Annotated in this window: 22 protein-coding genes and 1 pseudogene; 11 read left to right on the forward strand and 12 right to left on the reverse strand. The window is 65.9% G+C overall.

What is annotated here, in order from left to right; translation table 11 throughout:
- Positions 1-34: 34 nt before the first annotated feature.
- Positions 35-754, reverse strand: coding sequence for a glutathione binding-like protein (locus G7079_RS01760; RefSeq protein ID WP_166054976.1), 720 nt, complete (start codon positions 752-754; stop codon positions 35-37).
- A 132-nt stretch (positions 755-886) separates the two neighbouring features.
- Between G7079_RS01760 and G7079_RS01765 the strand changes: the two genes are divergently transcribed.
- The 4 genes from G7079_RS01765 to G7079_RS01780 all read left to right on the forward strand — a co-directional run bounded on the left by G7079_RS01765 (position 887) and on the right by G7079_RS01780 (position 5921).
- Entirely contained in the window at positions 887-1513 is a 627-nt protein-coding gene (locus tag G7079_RS01765) for a TIGR00645 family protein (RefSeq protein ID WP_166054978.1), read from the forward strand.
- Between the two features lie 32 nt (positions 1514-1545).
- On the forward strand, positions 1546-3735 hold the full coding sequence (gene uvrD, locus G7079_RS01770) for a DNA helicase II (protein ID WP_166054980.1): 2190 nt from the start codon (positions 1546-1548) through the stop codon (positions 3733-3735).
- A gap of 79 nt (positions 3736-3814) precedes the next feature.
- Positions 3815-4285, forward strand: a complete 471-nt coding sequence (locus G7079_RS01775; RefSeq protein ID WP_166054982.1) for a DUF1456 family protein — start codon at positions 3815-3817, stop codon at positions 4283-4285.
- A 55-nt stretch (positions 4286-4340) separates the two neighbouring features.
- Positions 4341-5921 carry an SDR family oxidoreductase gene (locus G7079_RS01780; RefSeq protein WP_166057801.1) on the forward strand — a complete coding sequence of 527 codons (1581 nt, stop codon included), beginning with the start codon at positions 4341-4343 and terminating at the stop codon, positions 5919-5921.
- A 26-nt stretch (positions 5922-5947) separates the two neighbouring features.
- On the opposite strand, the gene G7079_RS01785 is transcribed toward G7079_RS01780, so the two are convergent.
- Genes G7079_RS01785 through G7079_RS01795 form a run of 3 tightly spaced genes read right to left on the reverse strand, consistent with a single transcriptional unit; the run spans position 5948 to position 8579 of the window.
- Complete coding sequence (locus tag G7079_RS01785) at positions 5948-6385, reverse strand: GNAT family N-acetyltransferase (protein ID WP_206203231.1); 438 nt, start codon at positions 6383-6385, stop codon at positions 5948-5950.
- Between the two features lie 2 nt (positions 6386-6387).
- A complete protein-coding gene (locus G7079_RS01790; protein WP_166054984.1) occupies positions 6388-6663 on the reverse strand; it encodes a DUF2782 domain-containing protein in 276 nt (91 codons plus the stop codon).
- A 59-nt stretch (positions 6664-6722) separates the two neighbouring features.
- The gene (locus G7079_RS01795) at positions 6723-8579 is read right to left on the reverse strand and encodes an ABC transporter ATP-binding protein (protein WP_166054986.1); all 1857 of its coding nucleotides are present in this window, start codon (positions 8577-8579) and stop codon (positions 6723-6725) included.
- A 62-nt stretch (positions 8580-8641) separates the two neighbouring features.
- On the opposite strand from G7079_RS01795, the gene polA reads away from it, so the two are divergent.
- Positions 8642-11410, forward strand: a complete 2769-nt coding sequence (gene polA / locus G7079_RS01800; RefSeq protein WP_166054988.1) for a DNA polymerase I — start codon at positions 8642-8644, stop codon at positions 11408-11410.
- Between the two features lie 440 nt (positions 11411-11850).
- Positions 11851-12321: pseudogene (locus G7079_RS01805) on the forward strand (YetF domain-containing protein); the annotation flags it as partial.
- Positions 12322-12356: 35 nt separating this feature from the next.
- Here the strand turns inward: G7079_RS01805 and hemF are convergent.
- The 4 genes from hemF to G7079_RS01825 form a co-directional block, all read right to left on the reverse strand.
- Positions 12357-13289, reverse strand: a complete 933-nt coding sequence (gene hemF, locus G7079_RS01810) for an oxygen-dependent coproporphyrinogen oxidase (RefSeq protein WP_166057803.1) — start codon at positions 13287-13289, stop codon at positions 12357-12359.
- A 112-nt stretch (positions 13290-13401) separates the two neighbouring features.
- Positions 13402-14652: a heme biosynthesis HemY N-terminal domain-containing protein gene (locus tag G7079_RS01815; RefSeq protein WP_166054992.1), complete on the reverse strand. Its 1251-nt coding sequence runs from the start codon at positions 14650-14652 to the stop codon at positions 13402-13404.
- A gap of 67 nt (positions 14653-14719) precedes the next feature.
- On the reverse strand, positions 14720-15688 hold the full coding sequence (locus G7079_RS01820; protein ID WP_166054994.1) for a uroporphyrinogen-III C-methyltransferase: 969 nt from the start codon (positions 15686-15688) through the stop codon (positions 14720-14722).
- A 9-nt stretch (positions 15689-15697) separates the two neighbouring features.
- Positions 15698-16477, reverse strand: a complete 780-nt coding sequence (locus G7079_RS01825) for a uroporphyrinogen-III synthase (protein WP_166054996.1) — start codon at positions 16475-16477, stop codon at positions 15698-15700.
- Positions 16478-16522: 45 nt separating this feature from the next.
- Here G7079_RS01825 and G7079_RS01830 point away from each other — a divergent pair, with 45 nt between their 5' ends.
- The 5 genes from G7079_RS01830 to G7079_RS01850 all read left to right on the forward strand — a co-directional run bounded on the left by G7079_RS01830 (position 16523) and on the right by G7079_RS01850 (position 19633).
- On the forward strand, positions 16523-16996 hold the full coding sequence (locus tag G7079_RS01830; RefSeq protein WP_166054998.1) for a YiiD C-terminal domain-containing protein: 474 nt from the start codon (positions 16523-16525) through the stop codon (positions 16994-16996).
- A 28-nt stretch (positions 16997-17024) separates the two neighbouring features.
- Positions 17025-17441, forward strand: a complete 417-nt coding sequence (locus G7079_RS01835; protein WP_166055000.1) for a hypothetical protein — start codon at positions 17025-17027, stop codon at positions 17439-17441.
- Positions 17442-17514: 73 nt separating this feature from the next.
- A complete protein-coding gene (locus tag G7079_RS01840) occupies positions 17515-17934 on the forward strand; it encodes a rhodanese-like domain-containing protein (RefSeq protein WP_166057804.1) in 420 nt (139 codons plus the stop codon).
- Between the two features lie 130 nt (positions 17935-18064).
- On the forward strand, positions 18065-18589 hold the full coding sequence (gene secB, locus G7079_RS01845) for a protein-export chaperone SecB (RefSeq protein WP_166055002.1): 525 nt from the start codon (positions 18065-18067) through the stop codon (positions 18587-18589).
- Positions 18590-18601: 12 nt separating this feature from the next.
- On the forward strand, positions 18602-19633 hold the full coding sequence (locus G7079_RS01850) for an NAD(P)H-dependent glycerol-3-phosphate dehydrogenase (RefSeq protein ID WP_166055004.1): 1032 nt from the start codon (positions 18602-18604) through the stop codon (positions 19631-19633).
- A gap of 144 nt (positions 19634-19777) precedes the next feature.
- Here the strand turns inward: G7079_RS01850 and G7079_RS01855 are convergent, their stop codons facing one another.
- The 4 genes from G7079_RS01855 to G7079_RS01870 all read right to left on the reverse strand — a co-directional run bounded on the left by G7079_RS01855 (position 19778) and on the right by G7079_RS01870 (position 22880).
- Positions 19778-20341: a diffusible signal factor-reguated Ax21 faimly protein gene (locus tag G7079_RS01855; protein ID WP_166055006.1), complete on the reverse strand. Its 564-nt coding sequence runs from the start codon at positions 20339-20341 to the stop codon at positions 19778-19780.
- 172 nt (positions 20342-20513) lie between these two features.
- Positions 20514-20957, reverse strand: coding sequence for an EamA family transporter (locus tag G7079_RS01860; protein WP_166055008.1), 444 nt, complete (start codon positions 20955-20957; stop codon positions 20514-20516).
- Between the two features lie 4 nt (positions 20958-20961).
- On the reverse strand, positions 20962-22182 hold the full coding sequence (locus G7079_RS01865; protein ID WP_166055010.1) for a HAMP domain-containing sensor histidine kinase: 1221 nt from the start codon (positions 22180-22182) through the stop codon (positions 20962-20964).
- Entirely contained in the window at positions 22179-22880 is a 702-nt protein-coding gene (locus G7079_RS01870) for a response regulator transcription factor (RefSeq protein WP_166055012.1), read from the reverse strand. The genes G7079_RS01865 and G7079_RS01870 overlap by 4 nt, the downstream gene beginning before the upstream one ends.
- Between the last annotated feature and the right edge of the window lie 128 nt (positions 22881-23008).

Genomic DNA, 23008 nt, shown 5'->3' on the forward strand with positions numbered 1-23008 from the left:
ACGGCGCCTGCGGGCGCCGTCGTCGTTTGTGATGTCAGCGTGCGCCCTGTCCGAACAGGATCTTCTTCTCCTCATCTGAGAGCGTCTTGCCGGCTTCCGGATTCACTTGCTTGGAGAGCGCATATGCGCGCATCGTCGCCGGCCGTGCGGCCACGTCGGAATGCCAGCGCTCGATATTCGGGAACGCGGTGAGGTCCAGCGGTGCCTTGTTGTATGGGCTGATCCACGGATAGCTGGCCATGTCGGCGATGCTGTAGTCGCCGCCGGCGATGAAGGCGCGGCCCTGCAACTGTTTGTCCAGCACGCCCAGCAGGCGTTCGGCTTCCTTGCGGTAGCGGTCTTTCGCGTAGCCGATGTCTTCCGGCGCATACACGTGGAAATGCCCGTACTGGCCGGTCATCGGGCCCAGCCCGGCCATCTGCCAGAACAGCCATTCGTTGACCAGGATGCGCTGGCGCAATGCGGTTTGCGCGTCCGCGCCCTCGGCAATGCCCAGGAAGCGGCTGGTCTTGTTGGCCAGGTACTGCAGGATCGCGCCGGATTCGAACACGCTGATCGGTGCGCCGCCGTCGGCAGGAGCGTGATCGACGATCGCCGGCATCTTGTTGTTCGGCGAAATCTTCAGGTAACCGGCATCGAACTGCGCGCCCTTGCCGATATCCACCGGCAGGATGCGGTACTCCAGCCCGGCTTCTTCCAGGAACAGGGTGATCTTGTGCCCATTCGGCGTGGGCCAGTAATGCAGGTCGATCATCGGATATCTCCTCGCACGGGGAGGCCACTCTAGCCCCGGGCCCGCAAGCATGCCGTCAACGCAGTGTTGCACTTGCTTGGCAGGTCCGGCTGCGCCCGTTACCCTGCGCAGGATTTTTCGCCTGAGCCACCCATGTCCACAGACCGCGATACACGCCTGAATCCGTTGCCCGCGCTGATCTTCTCCTCGCGCTGGCTGCAGCTGCCGCTCTACCTGGGCTTGATCGTGGCGCAGGGCGTGTACGTGTTCCTGTTCCTCAAGGAACTCACGCACCTGGTGGCCGACGCCACCACCCTGAGCGAACAGGAGATCATGCTGCTGGTGCTGGGCCTGATCGACGTGGTGATGATCAGCAACCTGCTGATGATGGTGATCGTGGGCGGCTACGAGACCTTCGTTTCGCGCATGCGCCTGGAGCGCCACCCCGACCAGCCGGAATGGCTGAGCCACGTCAACGCCAGCGTGCTCAAGGTCAAACTGGCGATGGCGATCATCGGCATCTCCTCGATCCACCTGCTGAAGACCTTCATCGAGGCCGGCAATCTGGATGGCATGCCGCTGTGCGGTACGCCGGGCGCGTTCGTGGCCGCGAAAGATGCACTGGCGATCGGCTACGCCGGCGTGACCTGCAGCAAGGTCACCGCCACTGGCGTGATGTGGCAGACCATCATCCACACCATCTTCATCCTGTCCGCGCTGGGCATCGCCTGGACCGACAAGGTGATGTCGGCCACGCCGGGCAAGCGCGCCGCGCACTGAGCCTGCCCCCATCGCGCCGGTAGAATGGCGCGATGGATGTTTCCCACCTGCTCGACGGGCTGAACCCGGCCCAGCGCGAAGCCGTGTCCGCCGCACCCGGCCATTACCTGGTGCTGGCCGGCGCCGGCTCCGGCAAGACCCGCGTACTGACCCACCGCATCGCCTGGCTGCACGAGGTGTTCGGCGTGCCGGTGCACGGCATCCTCGCGGTCACCTTCACCAACAAGGCGGCGGGCGAGATGCGCGCGCGCATCGGCGCGCAGCTGGGCGGCGAGCCGCGCGGGATGTGGATCGGCACCTTCCACGGCATCGCCCACCGCCTGCTGCGCCTGCACTGGCAGGAAGCGAAGCTGCCGGAAAGCTTCCAGGTGCTGGACAGCGACGACCAGCAGCGACTGGTGAAGCGCGTGCTGCAGGCGCTGGAGATCGACGACAGCCGCTTCCCGCCGCGCCAGATCGCGTGGTGGATCAACGCGCAGAAGGACGAAGGCCGCCGTCCGCAGCACATCCAGCCGTCCGGCGACGAGTGGGGCGAAGTGATGCTGCGCGCCTACACCGAATACCAGGCGCGTTGCGAACGCGCCGGGCTGGTGGATTTCGCCGAACTGCTGTTGCGCGCGCACGAACTGCTGCGCGACAACGCGGCCTTGCTCGCGCATTACCGCCACCGCTTCGGCCAGCTGCTGGTCGATGAATTCCAGGACACCAACGCGATCCAGTACGGCTTCGTGCGCCTGCTGGCGGGCGACACCGGCCAGGTCTTCGTGGTCGGCGACGACGACCAGGCGATCTACGGCTGGCGCGGGGCGAAGGTGGAGAACGTGCAGCGCTTCCTGCGCGATTTCCCCGGTGCGGTGACGCTGAAGCTGGAGCAGAACTACCGCTCCAGCGCCAACATCCTCAATGCCGCGAATGCGGTGATCTCCCATAACGACGACCGCTTGGGCAAGCAGCTGTGGACGGATGCCGGCGAAGGCGAATCCATCGACCTGTACGCGGCCTACAACGAGATCGACGAGGCGCGTTATGCGATCGAGCGCATCGCGCAATGGGTGCGCGATGGCGGCAGCTACGGCGAGGCCGCGATCCTGTACCGCAGCAATGCGCAATCGCGCGCCTTCGAAGAAGCGTTGCTGGCGGCGCAGATCCCGTACCGCGTGTACGGCGGCATGCGCTTCTTCGAACGCGCCGAAATCAAGGACACGCTGGCCTACCTGCGCCTGATCGCCAATCGCGATGACGACGCAGCCTTCGAACGCGCGGTCAACACGCCGACCCGCGGCATCGGCGAACGCACCCTGGACGAAGTGCGCCGCGCGGCGCGCGAACATGGCGTCTCGCTGTGGCGCGCGGTGCAACGCGTGTGCGGCGAGACCGTGCTGGCCGCGCGTGCGCGCAACGCGCTGGCGACGTTCAAAAACCTGATCGAAGCGCTGGCCGTGGAAACCACGGAGATGCCGCTGCAGGAAAAAATCGACCATGTGTTGGCGCGCAGTGGATTGCGCATGCACTACGAAAACGAATCGCGCGGCTCGCTGGATTCGCGTACCGACAACCTGGACGAACTGGTCTCGGTCGCCTCGCGCTTCCGTCGCGGCGACGACGAGGACGCCGCGCAAATGAGCGAGCTGGTGGCCTTCCTCAGTTATGCCTCGCTGGAAGCAGGTGAAGGACAGGCGCAGGCCGGTGCTGATGGCGTGCAGCTGATGACCCTGCACAGCGCCAAGGGCCTGGAATTTCCGCTGGTATTCCTGGTCGGATTGGAAGAAGGATTGTTCCCGAACATGCGTTCGGCGGAGGAGCCCGGTCGCATGGCGGAGGAACGTCGGCTCGCCTATGTCGGCATCACTCGCGCACGCCAGCAGCTGGTGTTGAGCCATGCGGAAACCCGGCGCATCCACGGCAGCGATATGTACGGCCTGCCGTCGCGTTTCCTGCGCGAGATCCCGAAGGCCCTGCTGCGCGAAATTCGCCCCAAGCCGCAGGCCGCGCGTGGCGGCTACTCGACGCAGCGCGATCGCTATGTGCCGCGCGATCGCGGGCATGCGGCGCTGGAAACCCCGGCGATCCAGCTGGGCTCGAATGTGCGTCATCCCACCTTCGGCACCGGCTTCGTCACCGATGTCGAAGGCAGCGGTTCGCATGCGCGCGTGCAAGTGAACTTCGAGGACAGCGGCAGCAAGTGGCTGGTGCTGGCCTACGCCAACTTGCAGCCGGCCTGACCGCAAGCACTCTCATCCCGAATCAATCCCGCAGTTGCGACATCGCGTCGCATCGAACGACGCCACCACGGAACCCGCCATGATCAACAACGACGTGCTGCGCAGCATCCGCTACATGCTCGACCTCAGCGACAACAAGGTGCTCGAGCTCATCAGCCTGCCGGACCCGGGCTTTGCCATCGACAAGGAGGCGCTGCAAGGCTTCCTGAAGAAGGAAGGCGAGGACGGTTTCGTCGAATGCCCCGATGTCGTGCTGGCGCATTTCCTCGATGGGTTGGTGCAGTACATGCGCGGCAAGGACGACAGCCTGCCGCCGCGCCCGGTGGAGAAGCGGGTCAACAACAACGTGGTGCTGAAGAAGCTGCGCGTTGCCTTCGAGCTGAAGGACGTGGACATGCACGAGGTGTTCGCCGCTGCCGGCTTCCCGATCTCCAAGCCGGAGTTGAGCGCGCTGTTCCGCCAACCCGGGCACAAGAATTTCCGCCTGTGCGGCGACCAGCTGCTGCGCAATTTCCTCAAGGGCCTGACCCTGCGCGTGCGCGGCGCCTGAAGCAACGGCCCGCGACAAGCACACACTTCGAAAGTACGGACATTCCTTGAACAACATCGATGAAAACTCGACGCCGGACACGGGCGATGACGCTGCGTTGATCGAACGCCTGCGCGCCGCGACCTCGGCGCTTGAACAAGTGGCCGACGATCATTCCCTGCTGGCGCGCTTGCCCAAGGAAGATCGCGACCGCCTGCAACGCGCGGTGGCCGGCGTCTATCACCCGGATCCGGTGGCGCGCCGCCAGCGCATGAAGGCCGCCGAACGCGCCCGCGCTGCCGAGGCGATCCGCAAGGACGATGCCCTGCTGGACGATACCGGCATCCGCGCGCTGCGCCGCAAGCCGGTGTTCACCGCCAGCAACTACTTCCCGCCGACCGGCTTCGAAGCCAACGACATCAAGCCCGGCGAGGAAGGCGCGCGGATGACCCAACGCGAATCGATCCATCTGCAGCATTGCTATGTCTGCAAGCAGAAATACACGCAGATCCACCATTTCTACGACCAGATGTGCCCGGCCTGCGCCGAGTTCAATTTCGCCAAGCGCACCGAACTCGCCGACCTGCATGGCCGGGTCGCGTTGCTCACTGGCGGGCGGGTCAAGATCGGCTACCAGACCGGACTCAAGCTGTTGCGTTGCGGCGCGCACCTGATCGTCACCACGCGCTTCCCGCGCGATTCCGCCCAGCGTTATGCGGAGGAGCCCGACTTCGAGCAATGGAAGCATCGGCTGGAAATCTTCGGCCTGGATCTTCGCCACACGCCCAGCGTGGAAGCGTTCTGCCGCGGCCTGCTGGAAACGCACGAGCGGCTGGATTTCATCGTCAACAACGCCTGCCAGACCGTGCGTCGTCCGCCGGATTTCTATACCCACATGATGCAGGCCGAGCGCGCGGCGCTGGCCGATGCGCCGGAACCGATCCGCGCCTTGCTGGGCCGCTACGAAGGCATGCGTGGCGCGGATGCGGGCGAGGCCGGCAACGATAGTGCGGTCGCCGTGCTCGGGCAGGGCGGATCGGCGGCACCCGGGTTGACCCATGCTGCCGAACTCTCGCAATTGCCGCTGTTGCAGGAAGAATTGCTGTCCCAGCAACACCTGTTCCCCGAAGGGCGGCTGGACCAGGACCTGCAGCAAATCGATCTGCGCGAGCAGAACTCATGGCGGTTGCTGATGCACGAGGTGCCGTCGGTGGAATTGCTGGAAGTGCAACTGGTCAATGCCGTCGCCCCGTTCCTGCTCAACGCGCGGCTGAAACCGCTGATGTTGCGCACGCCCGGCCGCGACAAGCACGTGGTCAATGTGTCGGCGATGGAAGGGCAGTTCTACCGCAACTTCAAGACCACCCGGCACCCGCATACCAACATGGCCAAGGCCGCGCTCAACATGATGACGCGCACCTCCGCGGCGGATTACCACGGCGACGGCATCCACATGAACAGCGTCGACACCGGCTGGGTGACCGACGAAGACCCGGTGGCGCTGGCGGCGCGCAAGATCATCGAGGAACGCTTCCATCCGCCGCTGGACATCGTCGATGGCGCGGCGCGCATCCTCGATCCCATCATCGATGGCATCAATACCGGCAACCACGTGTGGGGCCAGTTCCTGAAGGACTACCGGCCGACCGATTGGTGAGCCGTGCGGCTTCAGTTCAGCGCGCTTCAGTCCAGCTTGATGCCGAAGTGGAAGGCCTCGATGCGCAGGCCTTCGCGCAGGTAGAACGCATGCGCGTCCTTGCGCCCGGTGCCGGAGTCGAGTTGCAGGCGTTCGCAGCCCAGTCGCTTCGCTTCGACCTTCAACCAGTCCAGCATCGCCTTGCCGTAACCGCGGCTGCGCACGCCGGCATCGGTGACCAGGTCGTCGACATACACATGCTTGCCGACGGCCAGCATCTCCATCACCCGCCAACAGGCGAAGGCACGCGGTATGCCTTCGTCGTACAGCACGCTGGCGCGGCAACCGTCGGTCGCGATCTGCCGCAGCACCTGCGCCACATAGCCTTCGCCGTCGAATTCGGGACGTAGCTGCTGTACCACCGGCCAGGCGGCGCGCAGTGCATCGGCATCGGCGGCATCGCGGATTTCGATCGTGCCCGCCATCGTTACCAGCTGTAGAGCTTGTAGTAGGTCATCGGCGCTTCGCCCTTGCTCCAGTCCAGCTTGCCGTCGCCATCGCGGTCGTAGACGTAGTAGGTCGGCCCGCGGAACGGCACCACCTTCACCATCTTCAACGCGCCGGCCACGCGATATTCGGTGATGACGTCGCCATTGCCTTCGGTGCGGGTGACCGGCACGGCATCGGCCAGCATGTCTTCGGGCGGCACGGTCGCACAGGCGGACAGCGCGAGGGCGAACAGCAGGGGCAGGATCGGGCGCATGGGGTGGCTCCGGTGGGGCGTGGCGGGAAGTATGGGCGATGGGTGCGTGGTGTGGGGCGTCACGCTTCGCTGGCCTCGGTTTCTTCGATGTTCAATTCAAGGAACCCGCCAGACTGTCGTTGCCACAGCTGCGCGTACAGGCCGCCACTCGCCAGCAGTTCTTCGTGCGTGCCCTGTTCGACGATATGGCCGCTGTCCATCACCACCAGCCGATCCATCGCCGCGATGGTGGACAGCCGATGCGCGATCGCGATCACCGTCTTGCCCTGCATCAGCCGGTACAGGTTCTCCTGGATCACCGCTTCCACTTCCGAATCCAGCGCCGAAGTCGCCTCGTCCAGTACCAGGATCGGTGCGTTCTTCAGTAACACCCTCGCAATCGCGATGCGCTGGCGCTGTCCGCCGGACAGCTTGACCCCGCGTTCGCCGACCTGCGCGTCGTAACTGCGGCGGCCCTTGGCATCCACCAGCTCGGCGATGAAGCCGTCGGCATTGGCCTGCCGTGCGGCTTCGATCATCTCCGCGTCGCTGGCGTCGGGGCGGCCGTACAGGATGTTCTCGCGCACCGAGCGATGCAGCAGCGACGTGTCCTGCGTCACCACGCCGATCTGCGCGCGCAGCGAATCCTGCTGCACGCTGGCGACGTCCACGCCATCCACGGTGATGCGCCCGGCTTCGACATCGTGGAAGCGCAGCAGCAAATTCACCAGCGTCGACTTGCCCGCACCGGAACGGCCAACCACGCCGATCTTTTCGCCGGGCTTGATGTGCAGGTCCAGGTGCTCGATCACGCCGCCGCCCTTGCCGTAGTGGAACGCCACGTCCTGGAAGCGCACGTCGCCGGCCACACGTGGCAGCGCGGGCGCGCCGGGTGCGTCGTCCACCGTCGGCGGCAGCGAGATCGAACTGATGCCGTCGTGCACGGTGCCGATGTTCTCGAACAGCGCGGACAGCTCCCACATGATCCAGTGCGACATACCCAGCAAGCGCAGTGCCAGCGCGGAGGAGACCGCGACCGCGCCGACGCTGACCTGCCCATCCAGCCACAGCCAGATGCCCAGTCCGCCCACCGCCGCGAGCAGCATCATGTCCAGCGTGTACAGCACGCCGTGGACGATGGTGCCCAGGCGCATCTGTCGGTAGACGGTCTGCAGGAAGCCATCCATCGCTTCGCGTGCGTAGGCCTGCTCGCGCTGCGAGTGTGAGAACAACTTGACCGTGGCGATATTGGTGTAGCTGTCGACGATGCGCCCCGTCATGGTGGAGCGCGCATCCGCCTGTTGTTGCGAGATCTTGCCCATGCGCGGCACGAACCAGCGCATCAGCAGGGCGTAGCAGCACAACCAGCCGGCGAACGGCAGCATCAGCCGCCAATCCGCGGAGGCTGCCACCACCAGCGTGCCGCCGAAATACACCACTACGTAGTTGCCGATGTCGAGCAGCTTGACCACGGTTTCGCGCACGGCCAGCGAGGTCTGCATCAACTTGGTGGCGATGCGCCCGGCGAATTCGTCCTGGAAATAGCCCATCGACTGCCGCAGCAGGTAGCGATGTACGTTCCAGCGGATCCGCATCGGGAAATTGCCCAGCAGGGTCTGGTGCTGCACGGTGGAATTCAGCCAGACAATCAGCGGCAGGCCCAACAGGATCAGTGCCGCCATCCAGGCCAGGCGTGGTCCTTCGCTCGACAGGAAGTTCGCGGCGCCCAGACTGTTCATGCGATCCACCACGTCGCCGACATAGGCGTACAACGACACCTCTGCGATGGCGATCAAGGCGGTGGTGATCGCCATGAGCAGCAGCCACGGTTCCGCGCCGCGCGTGTAGTGGCGGCAGAACGCATACAGGCTGGTCGGCGGCTGCGTGGGTGGGGCGTCGGGGAAGGGAGCAAGGCGGGATTCGAACCAGCGCAGCATCAGGACAACTCGATGGAAGCAGGACGCCATTGTGCCAGCGGGTCGGCGCGTAGAATCGCCGCATGGCCAAGCTCGTTCTGATCGACGGATACAACTACCTCTATCGCGCCTTCCACGCGTTGCCACCGCTGAGCAATGCCGCCGGCGAACCGACCGGTGCACTGTTCGGCATCGTCAACATGCTGCGCGGACACCTGAAGGAGCAGCCGGAGTACATCGGCTTCGTGATGGATGCGCCGGGCAGGACCTTCCGTGACGACCTGTACGCCGACTATAAGGCCAACCGCGCGCCAATGCCGGATGAATTGCGCGCGCAAATCGAGCCGATGATGGAAATCGTGGCGGCACTCGGCCTGCCGATCCTGCGCGTCGAAGGCGTGGAGGCCGACGACGTGATCGGCACGCTGGCGGTTCGCGGCGCGGCCGAAGGCATCGACGTGATCATCTCCACCGGCGACAAGGACATGGCGCAGCTGGTGCGCCCGCATGTGTCATTGGTCAACACCATGAGTGGCGGCAAGCTGGATTCCGATGCGGCCGTGATCGAGAAATTCGGCGTGCGCGCCGACCAGATCGTCGATTACCTGGCGCTGATGGGCGACAAGGTCGACAACATCCCGGGCGTGGAGAAATGCGGACCGAAGACCGCCGCCAAATGGCTGGCCGAGTACGACACGCTGGATGGCGTGATGGCGCATGCCGATGCGATCAAGGGCAAGATCGGCGACAACCTGCGCGGAGCGCTGCCGCGGCTACCGCTGAACCGCACGCTGACCACCATCAAGACCGATGTGGCGATGGCGCAGGGGCCGAGCGACCTGGCGTTGCGCGAACGCGATGCCGATGCCTTGCGCACGCTGTACACGCGCTACGGCTTCAACCAAGCGCTGAAGGAACTCGACGGCGGCGCGGCAAGTGCATCAACGACAGGCGAGAAGGAGCCCGGCGTGGCGCGCGGGAGCGGTTTCGTCGCGCCAGCAGCCACTGCGGCGCAAACCGACATCGACCCGGCCTTGTCCGCCCCCGGCGAATACGAATGCGTGCTCACCACTGCGCAGCTCGATGCGTGGGTGGCGAAGTTCCGCGAGGCCGATGAATTCGCTTTCGATACCGAAACCGATTCGCTGGATCCGATGCGCGCCAACCTGGTCGGCATCAGCCTGTGCGTGGAGCCAGGCAAGGCTTGTTACATCCCGCTGGCGCATAGCGCACCCGGCGTGGCCGAGCAGTTGTCGAGTGCGACCGTGTTGGACGCGCTGCGGCCGTTGCTGACCGATCCATCGAAGAAGAAACTCGGTCAGCACGGCAAGTACGATATCCATGTGCTGCGCCGCCACGGCGTCGACCTGCAGGGCTATGCCGACGACACCATGCTGGAAAGCTTCGTGCTGAATGCCGGGATCGCGCGCCACGACATGGATTCGCTGGCGTTGCGTCATCTCGGCTACCAGACCGTGAAGTACGAGGACGTGGTCGGCAAGGGCGCGAAGCAAATCGGCTTCGCCCAGGTCGCGCTGGACGATGCGACCCGCTACGCGGCGGAAGACGCCGACATCACCCTGCGCCTGCATCGCACGATGTTGCCGAAACTGGAAGCGGTGCCGAGCTTGCTGTCGGTCTATCGCGACATCGAGATGCCGCTGGTACCGGTACTGGCACGGATCGAAGCCAACGGCGTGATGATCGATGCCGACGAACTGCGCCGGCAGTCCGCCGAACTATCACGGCGGATGCTGGCCGCGCAGCAGAAGGCGACCGAACTCGCGGGCCGCAGCTTCAACCTGGATTCGCCCAAGCAGCTCGGCGCGTTGCTGTTCGATGAATTGAAATTGCCGGCGTTGGTGAAAACGCCTAGCGGCGCACCCTCGACCAACGAGGAAGCGCTGGAGGCGATTGCCGACCAGCACGAACTGCCGCGCATCATCCTGGAATATCGTGGCCTGGCGAAACTGCGCAGCACGTATACCGACAAGCTGCCGGAGATGGTGAACCCGGATACCGGCCGCGTGCACACCAGCTACCACCAGGCCGGTGCTGCCACCGGGCGGCTGTCTTCGTCCGATCCGAACCTGCAGAACATCCCGATCCGTAGCGAGGAAGGCCGGCGCATCCGCACCGCCTTCGTCGCGCCCAAGGGACGCAAGCTGGTGGCCTGCGACTACTCGCAGATCGAGCTGCGGATCATGGCGCACCTGTCCGGCGATCCGGCGCTGGTGCGGGCGTTCGAAAGCGGCGCGGACATCCATCGCGCGACAGCGGCGGAAGTATTCGGAAAATCACTGGACGAAGTGACGGCGAACGAGCGTCGTGCGGCCAAGGCGATCAACTTCGGCCTGATGTACGGCATGGGCGCGTTCGGCCTGGCGCGGCAGTTGGGGATTTCGCGTGGCGAGGCGCAGGACTACATCGCGCTGTACTTCAGCCGCTATCCCGGCGTGCGCGACTTCATGGAACGCACCCGCGAACAGGCGCGCGAACAGGGCTACGTCGAAACCGTGTTTGGCCGTCGACTGGCGCTGGACTACATCCACTCGCGCAATGCGGCGCAGCGCGCCGGTGCCGAACGCGCGGCGATCAATGCGCCGATGCAGGGCACCGCGGCCGACATCATCAAGCGGGCGATGGTGGACATCGACGCCTGGCTGGCCGGGCAGGGTGGGCGTGCGCTGATGCTGATGCAGGTGCACGACGAACTGGTGTTCGAGGTGGACGAAGCCTTCCTGCCGACCCTGCTGGACGAAGTGCCGGCGCGCATGGCGGCAGCGGCGGAATTGCGGGTACCGCTGGTGGTCGATACCGGGGTAGGCGACAACTGGGACGAGGCGCACTGACGCCCGCTGACGGGCTATCCAGGAACAAACGAAAGTCGTCCTGCAGCGCGGCTTTCACTAGCCTTGCCGGGGCGATGAATCATTCCTGAACCCAACAGTTTTTTAACCCGAATCTTCACGAACCATCCAGCTGGAAAGTGGTCATATCACTCGCGACAGATGCAATGTCTGTCGCTGATCACTACCCCTCCCCTGGTGTGATCCAGGAACAGTCCGGTTCTCCCCAACCGGCGTTCCAAGCCCGGCCCCGCAGTCCCCCCTGGCTGCGGGGCTTTTTTATGTGCCGCCTTTGGCGACGCATAAAAACCCAAAGTTCGCTGCGCAAACTTTGGGCCCCGGCTAGTGCTTCCAATCCCTGCCCCTTCGGGGCGCCCCCTTACCAAGGGGGCTTGCCTTCCGTGTGGGAATATCGCGGTCGAGAGATCACCTGGGGAATCCCGATGTCCGAGTTGTTCCAGTTATCCGCGCCGTGGTGGGTGTTCGTGCTGCGGGCGACGGCGATCTATGTCCTGGTGATGGTGTTGGTTCGCCTGTCCGGCAAGCGGGCGGTGGGGCAGTCCACGCCGTTCGACCTGGTGATGCTGATCCTGATCGGCAATGCGGTGCAGAACGGGATCAATGGCGGGGACAACTCGCTGACCGGGGCGCTGATCATGGCGACCACGCTGATCGTGTTGAATTACGGGGTGGCGTACGTCACCTCGCGCAGTCGCCGCGTGGAGAGGCTGGTGGAGGGTGTGCCGGTGGTATTGGCGCGGGATGGCAAGGTGTTCGAACGAGTGCTGCGCCAGCAACTGGTGAGTTTTGCCGATTTCCACAAGGCCTTGCGCCAGCATGACGTGGTGTCGATAGACGACGTCGCACTGGCATTGCTGGAGACCAACGGCACCATCAGCGTGGTGCCGCGGGAGGATGGCGGTGAAGAACGCGCCGCGCGCTACCTGGCTTATTTCAAGGGGGCGTCGCCCGCCTCGCCTTCTGACAGCCAATCGCGCGGCAGCAAGTAGTCGGCCAATCGCGCCTCGTCGCTGCCGGCCCCAGGTGTGTAGCCGTATTCCCAGCGCACCAGTGGCGGCAGGCTCATCAGGATCGATTCGGTGCGCCCGCCGCTCTGCAGGCCGAACAGGGTGCCGCGGTCGAACACCAGGTTGAACTCCACGTAGCGGCCACGGCGATACAACTGGAACTGGCGTTCGCGATCGCCGTAAGGCGTGTCCTTGCGGCGTTCCAGGATCGGCAGGTAGGCGTCGAGGAAACCATCGCCCACCGCGCGCATATAGGCGAAGTCCGTATCGAAATCGCCGTGCAGGTCGTCGAAGAACAGGCCGCCGACGCCGCGCGTCTCGTTGCGATGCTTGAGCAGGAAATACTCGTCGCACCAGCGTTTGTGCGCGGCGTAGCGCTCGGCGCCGCCGAACGGTTCGCACAGGTCGCGCGCGGTCTGGTGCCAATGCCGCACGTCTTCGTCGAACGGATAGAACGGGGTCAGGTCGAAGCCGCCGCCGAACCACCACGCCACCGTTTCGCCATCACGTTGGGCGCGGAAGTGACGCACATTGGCGTGGGTGGTGGGCAGGTAGGGATTGCGCGGGTGGAACACCAGCGACACCCCCACCGCGCGCCATGAGGCGCCGGCCAGTTCCGGCCGTGCCGCGCTGGCGGAGGGCGGAAGCTTGGTACCGGAGACATCGGAGAAGCCGATCCCGGCCTGTTCGAACACCGCGCCATCGCGCAGGATGCGGGTGCGTCCACCGCCGCCTTCGGCGCGCGTCCAGTGGTCTTCGACGAAGCGTGCGCTGCCATCTGCCGTTTCAATCGCGCTGCAGATGCGATCCTGCAGGACGGTCAGGTAAGCGCGGACGGTGTCGATGTCGGGGATCTGCGTCATGCGCGCATTGTAAGTGCGCGCTGCACGGGCCGTTCCCGGCCCGTCGGCCTGCATGCCGGCGGGCGTTCGCAGGCTCGCAGCTAACGCTGCTCGAAACCCCTGCTCACCCCTTCAGTCGCGGCGTCCCGTGTTCGTCGCGTTCCTCGATGGCGGCGGTGTCGGCGATCTGCTGGCGCAAGTCTCGGCCCGGCAGGTCGAGCAAGGCTTCACCACGTTGGCTACGCAACGCATTGGCATAGGCCAGACGAGCGCGGGTTTCATCGCTGGTATTCATCGCACCGTTGCCCAGCGCTTCCCAGGCCGGTGCGCCCGCACCTTGCGCGATGGCGCGATGCAGCCAACTGTCGGCTTGTGGCCACTGGCCCTGTGCCTGGGCGATGTTGGCCGCGGCGAGCAGCAAAGCCGGGCTGGAGGGGTGCGCGGGCAACCAGCGCTCGACCTGCGCACGCCGATGTTCCAGTCGGGAGACCGGCAGTGAGCCGTACAACCCGATCAAGCCTTCATCCCATTGCGCATCCAGTGCCTGTTCGATGCTGCGGGTGGCCGCTTCGTCCCAGCGCAGCGCGGCGGCGCGTTGCGCATAGGCGGCGACCACACCCGGGGTGGTGCGCAAGGCCTGCGGCAAGGCATCCCAACGATCCGCAAGTGCGTTCGCATCGCCCGCCTGCTGCAGGGATTGCGCGGCCCACTCGGCCTGCAGCGCGTCGAGTTGTGCGGTTGGCAGCGCCTGTTGTTGGCGCAGCGCGCCAAGCAGGCCATAGGCCTCATCGCTACGCCCGGCGGCGGCCAGTGCCTGTGCCCGCAAGCGCAAGCCGCGCGGCGACAGCGGCTGCGCCTTCGGTGCATCCAGCGCGGCGACGGCGGCATTCGCATCGCCGCGTGCCAGTGCCTGCTGGGCCAGCAATACCGCCTGCGTACCGGCGTGGCGTTCGCCCAGCGCCTCGGCATGCGCGGCTGCGGCGGCATCGTCGCCACGCGCCTGCGCGGCGCGTGCGGCGTGGGCGCGCGCCACGGCCTCGGCATCGCCACTGTCGGCAGCCTGCTTCAACAGTTGTTCGGCGCGTGCGTATTCACCGCGCTGGTAGGCCCCGAGGCCATCGGTCAGCTTGGCCCGGGCTTGCCGTTCGCGGTGCCGTTTCCAGGCGCGGAACGGCAGGCGCAGCAGGGTCCAGGCCAATACGAGGACGAACAATCCGGCGAGCAGGATGCCGATGCCGGCGGCGACGCTGGTGGTGTAGTCGGTGCCGCGGTAACGCACCAGCACATAGCCGGGATCCTGCAGCAGTACCTGCGCCAGCAGTGCGCCGAGCACCGCCAAGACCAGCCAGAACAACACGCTGCGGAACAGGTTCATGCGGCCTCCGACCGTTGGTGACATGCAGATAGCATCGCAAGCGCGATGCAATCGCGGCGTGAGCGCGTCATTGCCCGCGCAGGGCGCGCAATTGCTGCAGCGTGCTGCCGGATAGCGGCGAATCCACGCGCAGCGGCAAAGCCTTGAGCTCGGCCACGATGCGCTGCTTCTGCGCCAGCCCCGGCGAACCCGCCAGCAGGCGCTGCAGGCCGGCATCGATACGTACCAACGCAACATCCAGTGCGGCATCGTCGCGACGCTCGATCGCCGCGCGCGCCAGCGTGGCTTCGACTTGCAGCATGGCGAGCGCGGCTTCGCGGTCCGGGCGTTGTTCGATGCCGGCACCTGCGGTGGGCCGTGCACGGATCACCCGCGCCAGCAATCGTTCGTACCACGGTGCGCGAGCATTGCCTGCCGCGGCAGTGGCCGGCACTGCCTGCAAGCCGGCCAATAAGGTCCCCAGCAAGGTATTGGCGCGAACGCGCGGATCCGCGCCCAGCGCTTCCATCGCGGCCTGTTCCTGCGCCAGCGTCTGCCGCAGGCTGAGATAGGCGGGATCGTCGATGCCGGCCAGCAATGGCGCGGCCAGTGACAGGGCACGCCGCGCGCCGTCGATGTCCTCGGCCAGCAGCAGGCGTTGCTGGCCGATGCCCAGCAACAGTTCGATCTCGTCCAGCCGCAGCGATTGCGCGCCGTGGCGATCGGGATCGGCCAGTTTCGACACGCTGTCTTCCAGCAGTGCCGCGCGCTGGCCGATGCCGAGCAGTTCGTCGCGCAGCACCCGGTTGGTCGCTTCCGCCTGCTGCAGGCGTTGCGCTTGTGCCTGCTGCGCGCTGCGCAGCGCATCGATGCGCGCCTGCTCCGCTTCCTGCAATTGCAGCGTCTGCGCGTTGATGCGCGCCTGTTGCGCCCGCCACTGCTGCCAGCCGTACCAGCTGGCTGCGCCCAGCACGATGGCGAACAGCAACAGCCACAACAGGCCGCCGGCGCGGGAACGCCTTGGCGGAGCGGAAGGAGTGGGGGATGTGGCGTTCACGTGCAAATGCTAAACGAAGGCGTCGATGGCGGCGTGCAGCAGCGAAGCAGGGCGTGCGTCCGTGGCCACGGCGATGCGGCGGAAACCGGCTTCGCGCGCCGTATCGGCAAGCCGCGCGCTGGCGGCGGCGATGGCGATGCGGCTGAACGGTTTGCGCAAGGAGGCGGGCAATTCAGCGAGCAATTGCCGCAAGGCTTCACTGCTACTCAGTGGCAACAGCACGTGTTCGGGATCCGCCAGCGCGATGCGGAGCTTCTCCAGCGCCTGCGGCGTGGGCGACAGCGCCACGCGTGCATACACATCCGCCCGCAGCACCTCGGCACCACGCCTGCGCAAGGTAGGCGCGAGCAGGTTGCGCCCGCCTGCGCCGGTGACCAGGCCGATGCGTTGCTCGGTCACGTCGGCCAGCGCGGGCATCGCCAGCAGGCCTTCGCTATCCATTCGCAGTGGTGCTTGCGCAACCACGCCGTGCCGCCGCAATGCACGCTGGGTGCCGCTGCCGACCGCCAGCACGCGCTGCCCGCGGCGTGCTTGCAGCGATTGCACCAGCGCCGCAGTCGCGACGGCATTCGGGCTGGTGTAGAGCACGACATCGGCACGCAATGCCTGCTTGAGCGCGGCACGTGTCGGCGCATCGTCCAGCGCGTCGATGGCGAACGGCGACAAGGCCAGCGTATGCGCGCCATATCGCCTCGCCGCGACGCGCAGCGCGGCGTGCTGTCCGCGCGGTCGCAGCGACAGTACGCACCAGTGTTGAAGCGGAAGTGCTTGATCGGCAACGCGCGGCATGCCGCCAGCTTGGCATGACCTCGGTGTTTGCGTCAGGCTTTGCGCATGGATGTACTCGCAAAACCCGGCTCCGCACTCGACGCACTGAATGCCCACTTCGCCGGGATGCCGCCGGTTGCGGCCCTGCAACCCGTCGTATCCGACTGGCGCGATGGCCACCTGCGGCTGACCGCGCCACTCGACGTCAACATCAACGACAAGGGCTGCGCCTTCGGCGGCAGCATGGTCTCGCTGATGACCATCGGTGCCTGGGGATTGATCTTCCTGGAGCTGGCGCAGGCCGGCATCGAGGCCGACATTTTCGTCGCCGACAGTCGGGTGCGATACCTGAAGCCGGTGTTCGAGGACATCGTGATCGATGCCACCTTCGACGATGCCGGCGAGCGCGCGGGCCTGGTCGATACCCTGCACAAGCAGGGCCGTGCCAGCATCCGTCTTAAATCGGAAACGCTGCTCGCCGATGGCGGGGTGGCGGCCAGTTTCGTCGGCCGATATGTGGCGATCCTGCGTAACGGGTAGCATGCGGTATCCCCCGCGGAGCGTCCCGATGAGCAAGTTGCTGCTGCGTTGCCTGCTGGTCTGCTGCCTGGCGGTGCTGGCCGGTTGCCCGAAATCCGCGAGCAAGGGCACCGCGCTGGACGAAACCCAGTACGCCTATTCGGCGGCGATCCGCTGGGGCGATTTCGAAGGGGCCTACAACCTGGTCGACCCGAAGGTGCGCAAGGAACATCCGCTGACCGATATCGACTTCTCCCGCTACAAGCAGGTGCAGATCTCCGGTTATCGCGACCAGGGCGGTTCGGCAACGCCGGATGGTGAGGTCGTACGTGACATCGAGATCGGCGTGATCAACCGCAATACCCTGGCCGAGCGCACCGTGCGCTACCGCGAGCGCTGGCGCTACGACGAGACCGCCAAGACCTGGTGGCTGACCAGCGGGCTGCCGGATCTGTGGGGCGAATGAGCCGGATGGCGGCAATGGCCTACAATCGCGGCCCCTGCATGACCCGGTCGATCACGTGACCCTAGCCGAATTCATGGCCTTCGCTGGCCGCCATCCACTCCTGTCGCTGGCCTTGGGGGGCATCACCCTGGCCCTGATCTACAACGAGATCGCCGGTCGTCTGTCCGGCGTACGTCGGCTTGCACCGGCCCAGCTGACCGGGTTGATCAACCGCGACAATGCGCTGGTGGTGGACCTGCGCCCGGCCGTGGATTTCGAAAAAGGCCATATCGCCGGTTCGAAGAACGTGCAGATGAGCCAGTTCGATCCCGAGAACAAGCAGCTGGCCCCGGCCAAGGCGCTGCCGGTGGTGCTGGTCTGCAAGGCCGGCGAGAGCGCTACGGCCGCCGCCAAACGCCTGCGCAAGGCCGGGTTCACCAACGTGGGCGCACTGGAAGGCGGGATACAGGCGTGGCAAGGCGCGGACCTGCCACTGGTGAAGGGGCGCGGTTAGGCCCGTATAACGGCCCCTTGCAAGCCGGCCGAGCGCACCCCAAGTCAGATAGAACGCGCCGTTCGGTGCGATAATCGCCGATTCGTTCGCATTTTCTTTTTCGCACGCAACGCATTCTCTGGAGTCACCCATGTCCGATGAAATCCTGAACGGCGCCGTCGCCGAGTCCGAAGCGCAGCCGCAGGGTGCGTCCTTCACCGTTGAGAAGTTGTACGTGAAGGATCTGTCCTTCGAAGCGCCGAACGCGCCGCAGGTGTTCAACGAACAGGGCCAGCCCGACCTGCAGATGAAGCTGAACCAGAAGGTGACCCGCCTGGCCGAGGCCGCATTCGAGGTCAGCCTGGGCATCACCATCACCTGCACCTTGAACGGCAAGACCGCGTACCTGGCCGAAGTGGAGCAGGCCGGTGTGTTCGGCCTGGGCGGTTTCGACGACCAGACCCTGGACGCGATGCTCGGCACCCAGTGCCCGAACATCCTGTATCCGTACGCCACCGCCGCCATCGGCCAGCTGATCGTCAACGGCGGCTTCCCGCCGTTCCCGATGCAACCGATCAACTTCGACGCGCTGTACGGCGAGAGCCTGCGCCAGCGTGCGACGCAGCTGCAGGGCGGCGAAGGCCTTGCCAACGCGGAAACTGCCGGCAACGCGTAAGCTGCCGACCGCATGACGCAGTCAGCGGACAAACCAGCGGTTGCGGTACTCGGCGCGGGCTCCTGGGGCACCGCGCTTGCCGCGTTGATCGCGCGCCACGGGTATCCCACCGTGTTGTGGGGTCGCGATGCGGCCACCATCGCCGCGATCACGGGCCAAGGCGAAAACACGCGCTACCTGCCGGGCATCCCCTTGCCCGGCAGCCTGCGCGCGACCACTTCACTGCACGAAGCGATGGCCGACGCCGACCTGGTGCTGGTGGTCGTGCCGTCGCATGCCTTCGCCGAAACCCTGCGCGCGCTGGCGCCGCTGCGCCCGCCGCATGCCGGCGTGGCGTGGGCGACCAAGGGCTTCGAGCCCGGCAGCGGGCGTTTCCTGCACGAAGTGGCGGGCGAAGTCCTCGGCGATGACGTGCCGCTGGCCGTCGTGACTGGCCCGTCCTTCGCCAAGGAAGTGGCGCAGGGCTTGCCGACCGCGCTGACCGTGCATTCGGACGATGCCGATTTCGCCCAGCAGGTAGCGGATGCGCTGCATGGACCGGCGTTCCGCGCCTACACCGGCGACGACATGCGCGGCGCCGAACTCGGCGGCGCGATGAAGAACGTGCTGGCGGTGGCCACCGGCGTGGCCGATGGCATGGGTCTGGGCCTGAACGCGCGTGCCGGCCTGATTACCCGCGGCCTCAACGAGATGCTACGACTCAACAACGCGATTGGCGGCCAGCCGGAAACCTTGATGGGCTTGGCGGGATTGGGCGACCTGGTGCTGACCTGTACCGGCGACCTGTCGCGCAATCGCCGATTGGGCCTCGCCCTTGGCCGCGGCCAATCGATTGGAGATGCCGTGCGCGAAATCGGCCAGGTGGTGGAATCGATCCAGACCGCCGACGAAGTGATGCGCCAGGCCGACGCTCACAGTGTGGAACTGCCCATCACCAGCAACGTGCGCGATGTCCTGCATGGCGATATCAGCCCGGCCGAGGGCCTGAAGCGATTGATGGCGCGCGAACAGAAGGCGGAATATCCGCAGTCGCTGTTCGGTTAGTGCCGGGCTCGCAGCCGTTCCGCGCAAAGAAAAACGCCCGGCAGTGCCGGGCGTTTTTGCATGGACATCGCGGAGGGGGAGGGCCGCGACGACCGGTGATGCACGCCGAGGGGAGGCGGCGCGCATCGTCCCTTTGGTGACGGCTTACCAGGTCAGGCGCGGGCCAACCGTCCACTGGGTGTCGCCGCCGTTGGCGACCTTGACGTCGGCACCGATGCCCCAGTTCTGGTTGATCTTGAACTGACCGCCAAGGCGGCCGTAGACGTCGCCGTTGTAGTTGTCGCCGTCCTCGTAGCCGAGCATGGCGTAGCCCTGGAACTGCGGGGCCAGCACGCTGCGCACGCCGGCCTCGACGCTGTAGCCGTCGGCATTGATGCCGGCACCCGCGTCGATCTTCTCGTAGGCCACGTTGCCGACGAAGTCGGTGCTGGCGCCGATGGCGCGGTTGTAGCCCACGCCGGCACGCCACTGGTCGAAATCGACGCTGGTGTGGTCGATCTTCTGGTTGGAGTACTCGGCGAACAGGTGGACGTTCGGATGCACCGCGACCGAGCCGCTCAGGCCCCAGCCGTCGGCGTTGCCGGCGTCGGTATTGGTGGAGACGTAGCTGCCCTGCACGAAGTTGTAGTTCGGGCGGCCGGCATCCTGCGCGGAAGCGGCGAACGGAAGGGCGGCGACCAGGGCAAGGGCAATCAGTGAACGCTTCATGGGGGGAACCTCGTTTTATTGTTATTGGGCACGCCAAGGGGGATGGCGTGGAGCGCATTCTGTCGAGGCGTCCGCAACGCAGGCTGAATATAGAACTATTGAGTACAGGAACTATTCGGGGCAGATTCAGGTCGGGATCTGTTCCTGAATGGGGGGGCTTCGGCCATGCCCCTCAGTGTCCGCGGGACGCCCCGACCGACAGCACCACCGCGCCGCTGCCGATCAGCAGCACGCCCAGCCACGACAGCCACGACAGGCGCTCGCCCAGGAACACCAGCGCGAACACGGCGACCAGCACCACGCTGGTCTTGTCGATGGCGGTGACCTGCGCGGTATCGCCGATCTGCAGTGCGCGGTAGTAGCAGATCCACGAGGCCGCGGTCGAGGCAGCCGACAATGCCAGGAACACCAGCGTGCGCGGCGGCAATGCGAAGGGATCGCTCCACTTGCCGGTGGCCAGCACCAGCGGTACCAGCAAGGCCAGCACGATGGCGGTGCGGATCAGCGTGGCCAGGTCGGAATCCACCCCGCTCACGCCGACCTTGGCGAATACCGCCGTCAATGCTGCGAACACCGCAGACAACAAGGCCCAGAACAACCAACCGGTCGTGGTCATCACGTTACTCCGTTTGTGTCGTATCACCATGGGCGGTGGTGGGAAGTTCAAGCAGGAGGTGCCCGGGCGATGCCGCCAGGAAGCGCCAACCCAGCTGCGAGGCCAGCCGCAGCGACAGCGCGCCGGCACCGCCGGCATCGCTGCATTGTGTTGCAGTCGGCGTGTCTTGCCTGGCATGGGTCGACATGTCGAGCCTGCGACCATCGAACTGCATGCGCAACGTGTCGCCGGACGCGGGCCAGCCGAGCTTGTCGATAGCATGGCGCAGTAGCAACAGGGCTTCGCGACGTGGTAGCTGCAGCGTGCCGTCCGCAACGATCTCCACCTCCGGCCGCGAAGCTTGCGTGCGCAGGGGTTCGATGGTTTCGCGCAGGAACGTCGCGGTGTCCACGCGTTCGATCTGCAGCGGTCGTCGGCGTGCGACCACCAACAACATGTCGATGAGGCCGCTCATCTCGCGCACGCCGCGATCCAGCCGGTGCAGGCGCTCGATGCGGCGCGGATCGCTCTCCGCAGCGACATCGTCGAGCATCACCTCGGTCGCACCCTGCACCACCGCGATCGGCGTGCGCAATTCATGGCTGGCATCGGCGAAGAAGGCTTGTTCGTGCGCGTCGGCCTCGACCAGGCGGCGCTGGTAATCGTCGATGGCGCCGGCCAGTTGCCCGAGTTCGTCGTTGCTTGCCTGCGCGCGCAGGTTCGTGACGCGCGGTTCAACCGGCATCGCGTCCACGGCTTGCGCCAACCGACGCAGCGGCATGAGCGCGGCGCCGGCGAAATACCAGCCGAGCAGGCCGGCCAGCAGGGTACCGAACACCACCACCCCTGCCAGCATCCAGTTGAGGTGCGTTTCCAGTATTTCGATGTCGCCGAGGTTGATCACGAACCACAGGCGGCCGGCGCTGGTGTCGAACACGCCGACATGCACGCCATCTTCGGTGCCTTCCTCGTGCACGCCCGCCTCGAGCCCTGCGTATTGCGCTGGCACGTTTGTGCGGGTGTAGCCGCTCAGGCGATGGGTTTTCGGCAGTAGTGCCGGCAGGCCGTTGGCCAGGCGCAGGCCGTAGTCTTCCGCCTGGCCGCGCAGGATTTCGGTGGCGAGCACGTGCTCGTAATCTTCGGTGACCCAGGTGGCGGCGGCCGCGAACAACAGGCTCAACAGGACGCCAAGCAGTGTCAGGGCCAGCGTGACCCGGCGTCGCAGCGGCAACGGCATCGCGCTCATGCCGACACCCGCAAGCGGTAGCCGACGCCGCGCACCGACTGGATCAGCGGTTGCGCGAAGGGACGGTCGACCAGCGTGCGCAGTTCGTAGATCTGGGTTTGCAATGCGGCGACGTCACCACCGTCCTCGCCCCAGCCGGCGCGCAGCAGCGCCTGGTGGGTGCTCACGTTCGGATGGTTGCGCAGCAGGGATGCGAGGAGGGCACCTTGCAGGCGGGTCAGCGGGATGCGCTGGCCCTCGCGGATGGCCAGCATGGCTCGTGGTTCATAACGCAATCCGCCGACATCAGGCGGTTGCGCGGCGTGGTCGGCATGCCGGGTGAGCGCACGCAGCCGCGCATCCAGTTCGCGCATGGCGAAGGGCTTGACCATGTAGTCGTCGGCGCCTTCGGCGTAGCCACGCAGCTTGTCGTCCAGGGTGTCGCGTGCGGTCAGCATCAGCACCGGCACGCCATGGCCGGCGACGCGCAGCTGGCGGCACAGGTCGAGTCCATCGAGCCTTGGCAAGCCGAGGTCGAGCACGATCGCATCGAACGGGTCGCGCAGCGCGCGCGTCAATCCGCTGGCGCCATCCGCGCAATGGTCGACCTGGTAGCCGCGACGCTCCAGGAAATCCCAGATATTGGCGGCGATGTCGTGCTGGTCTTCGATCACCAGCACGCGCAAGCCGGCGGTGGCATCGATAGCATGGGCAGGCATGTGGGTGGCGACCTCCAGCGTGCAGCCTGCCATGTTGCGGGAAGGCCGTGTTAACGGGCGCCTGAGAAACAGCTGAGCTTGGTTTACGCTGCAACGGGCATCGTATGATCGCGCCAATCTTGCGCGAC

Source organism: Thermomonas sp. HDW16 (genome assembly GCF_011302915.1).
Classification (GTDB): domain Bacteria; phylum Pseudomonadota; class Gammaproteobacteria; order Xanthomonadales; family Xanthomonadaceae; genus Thermomonas.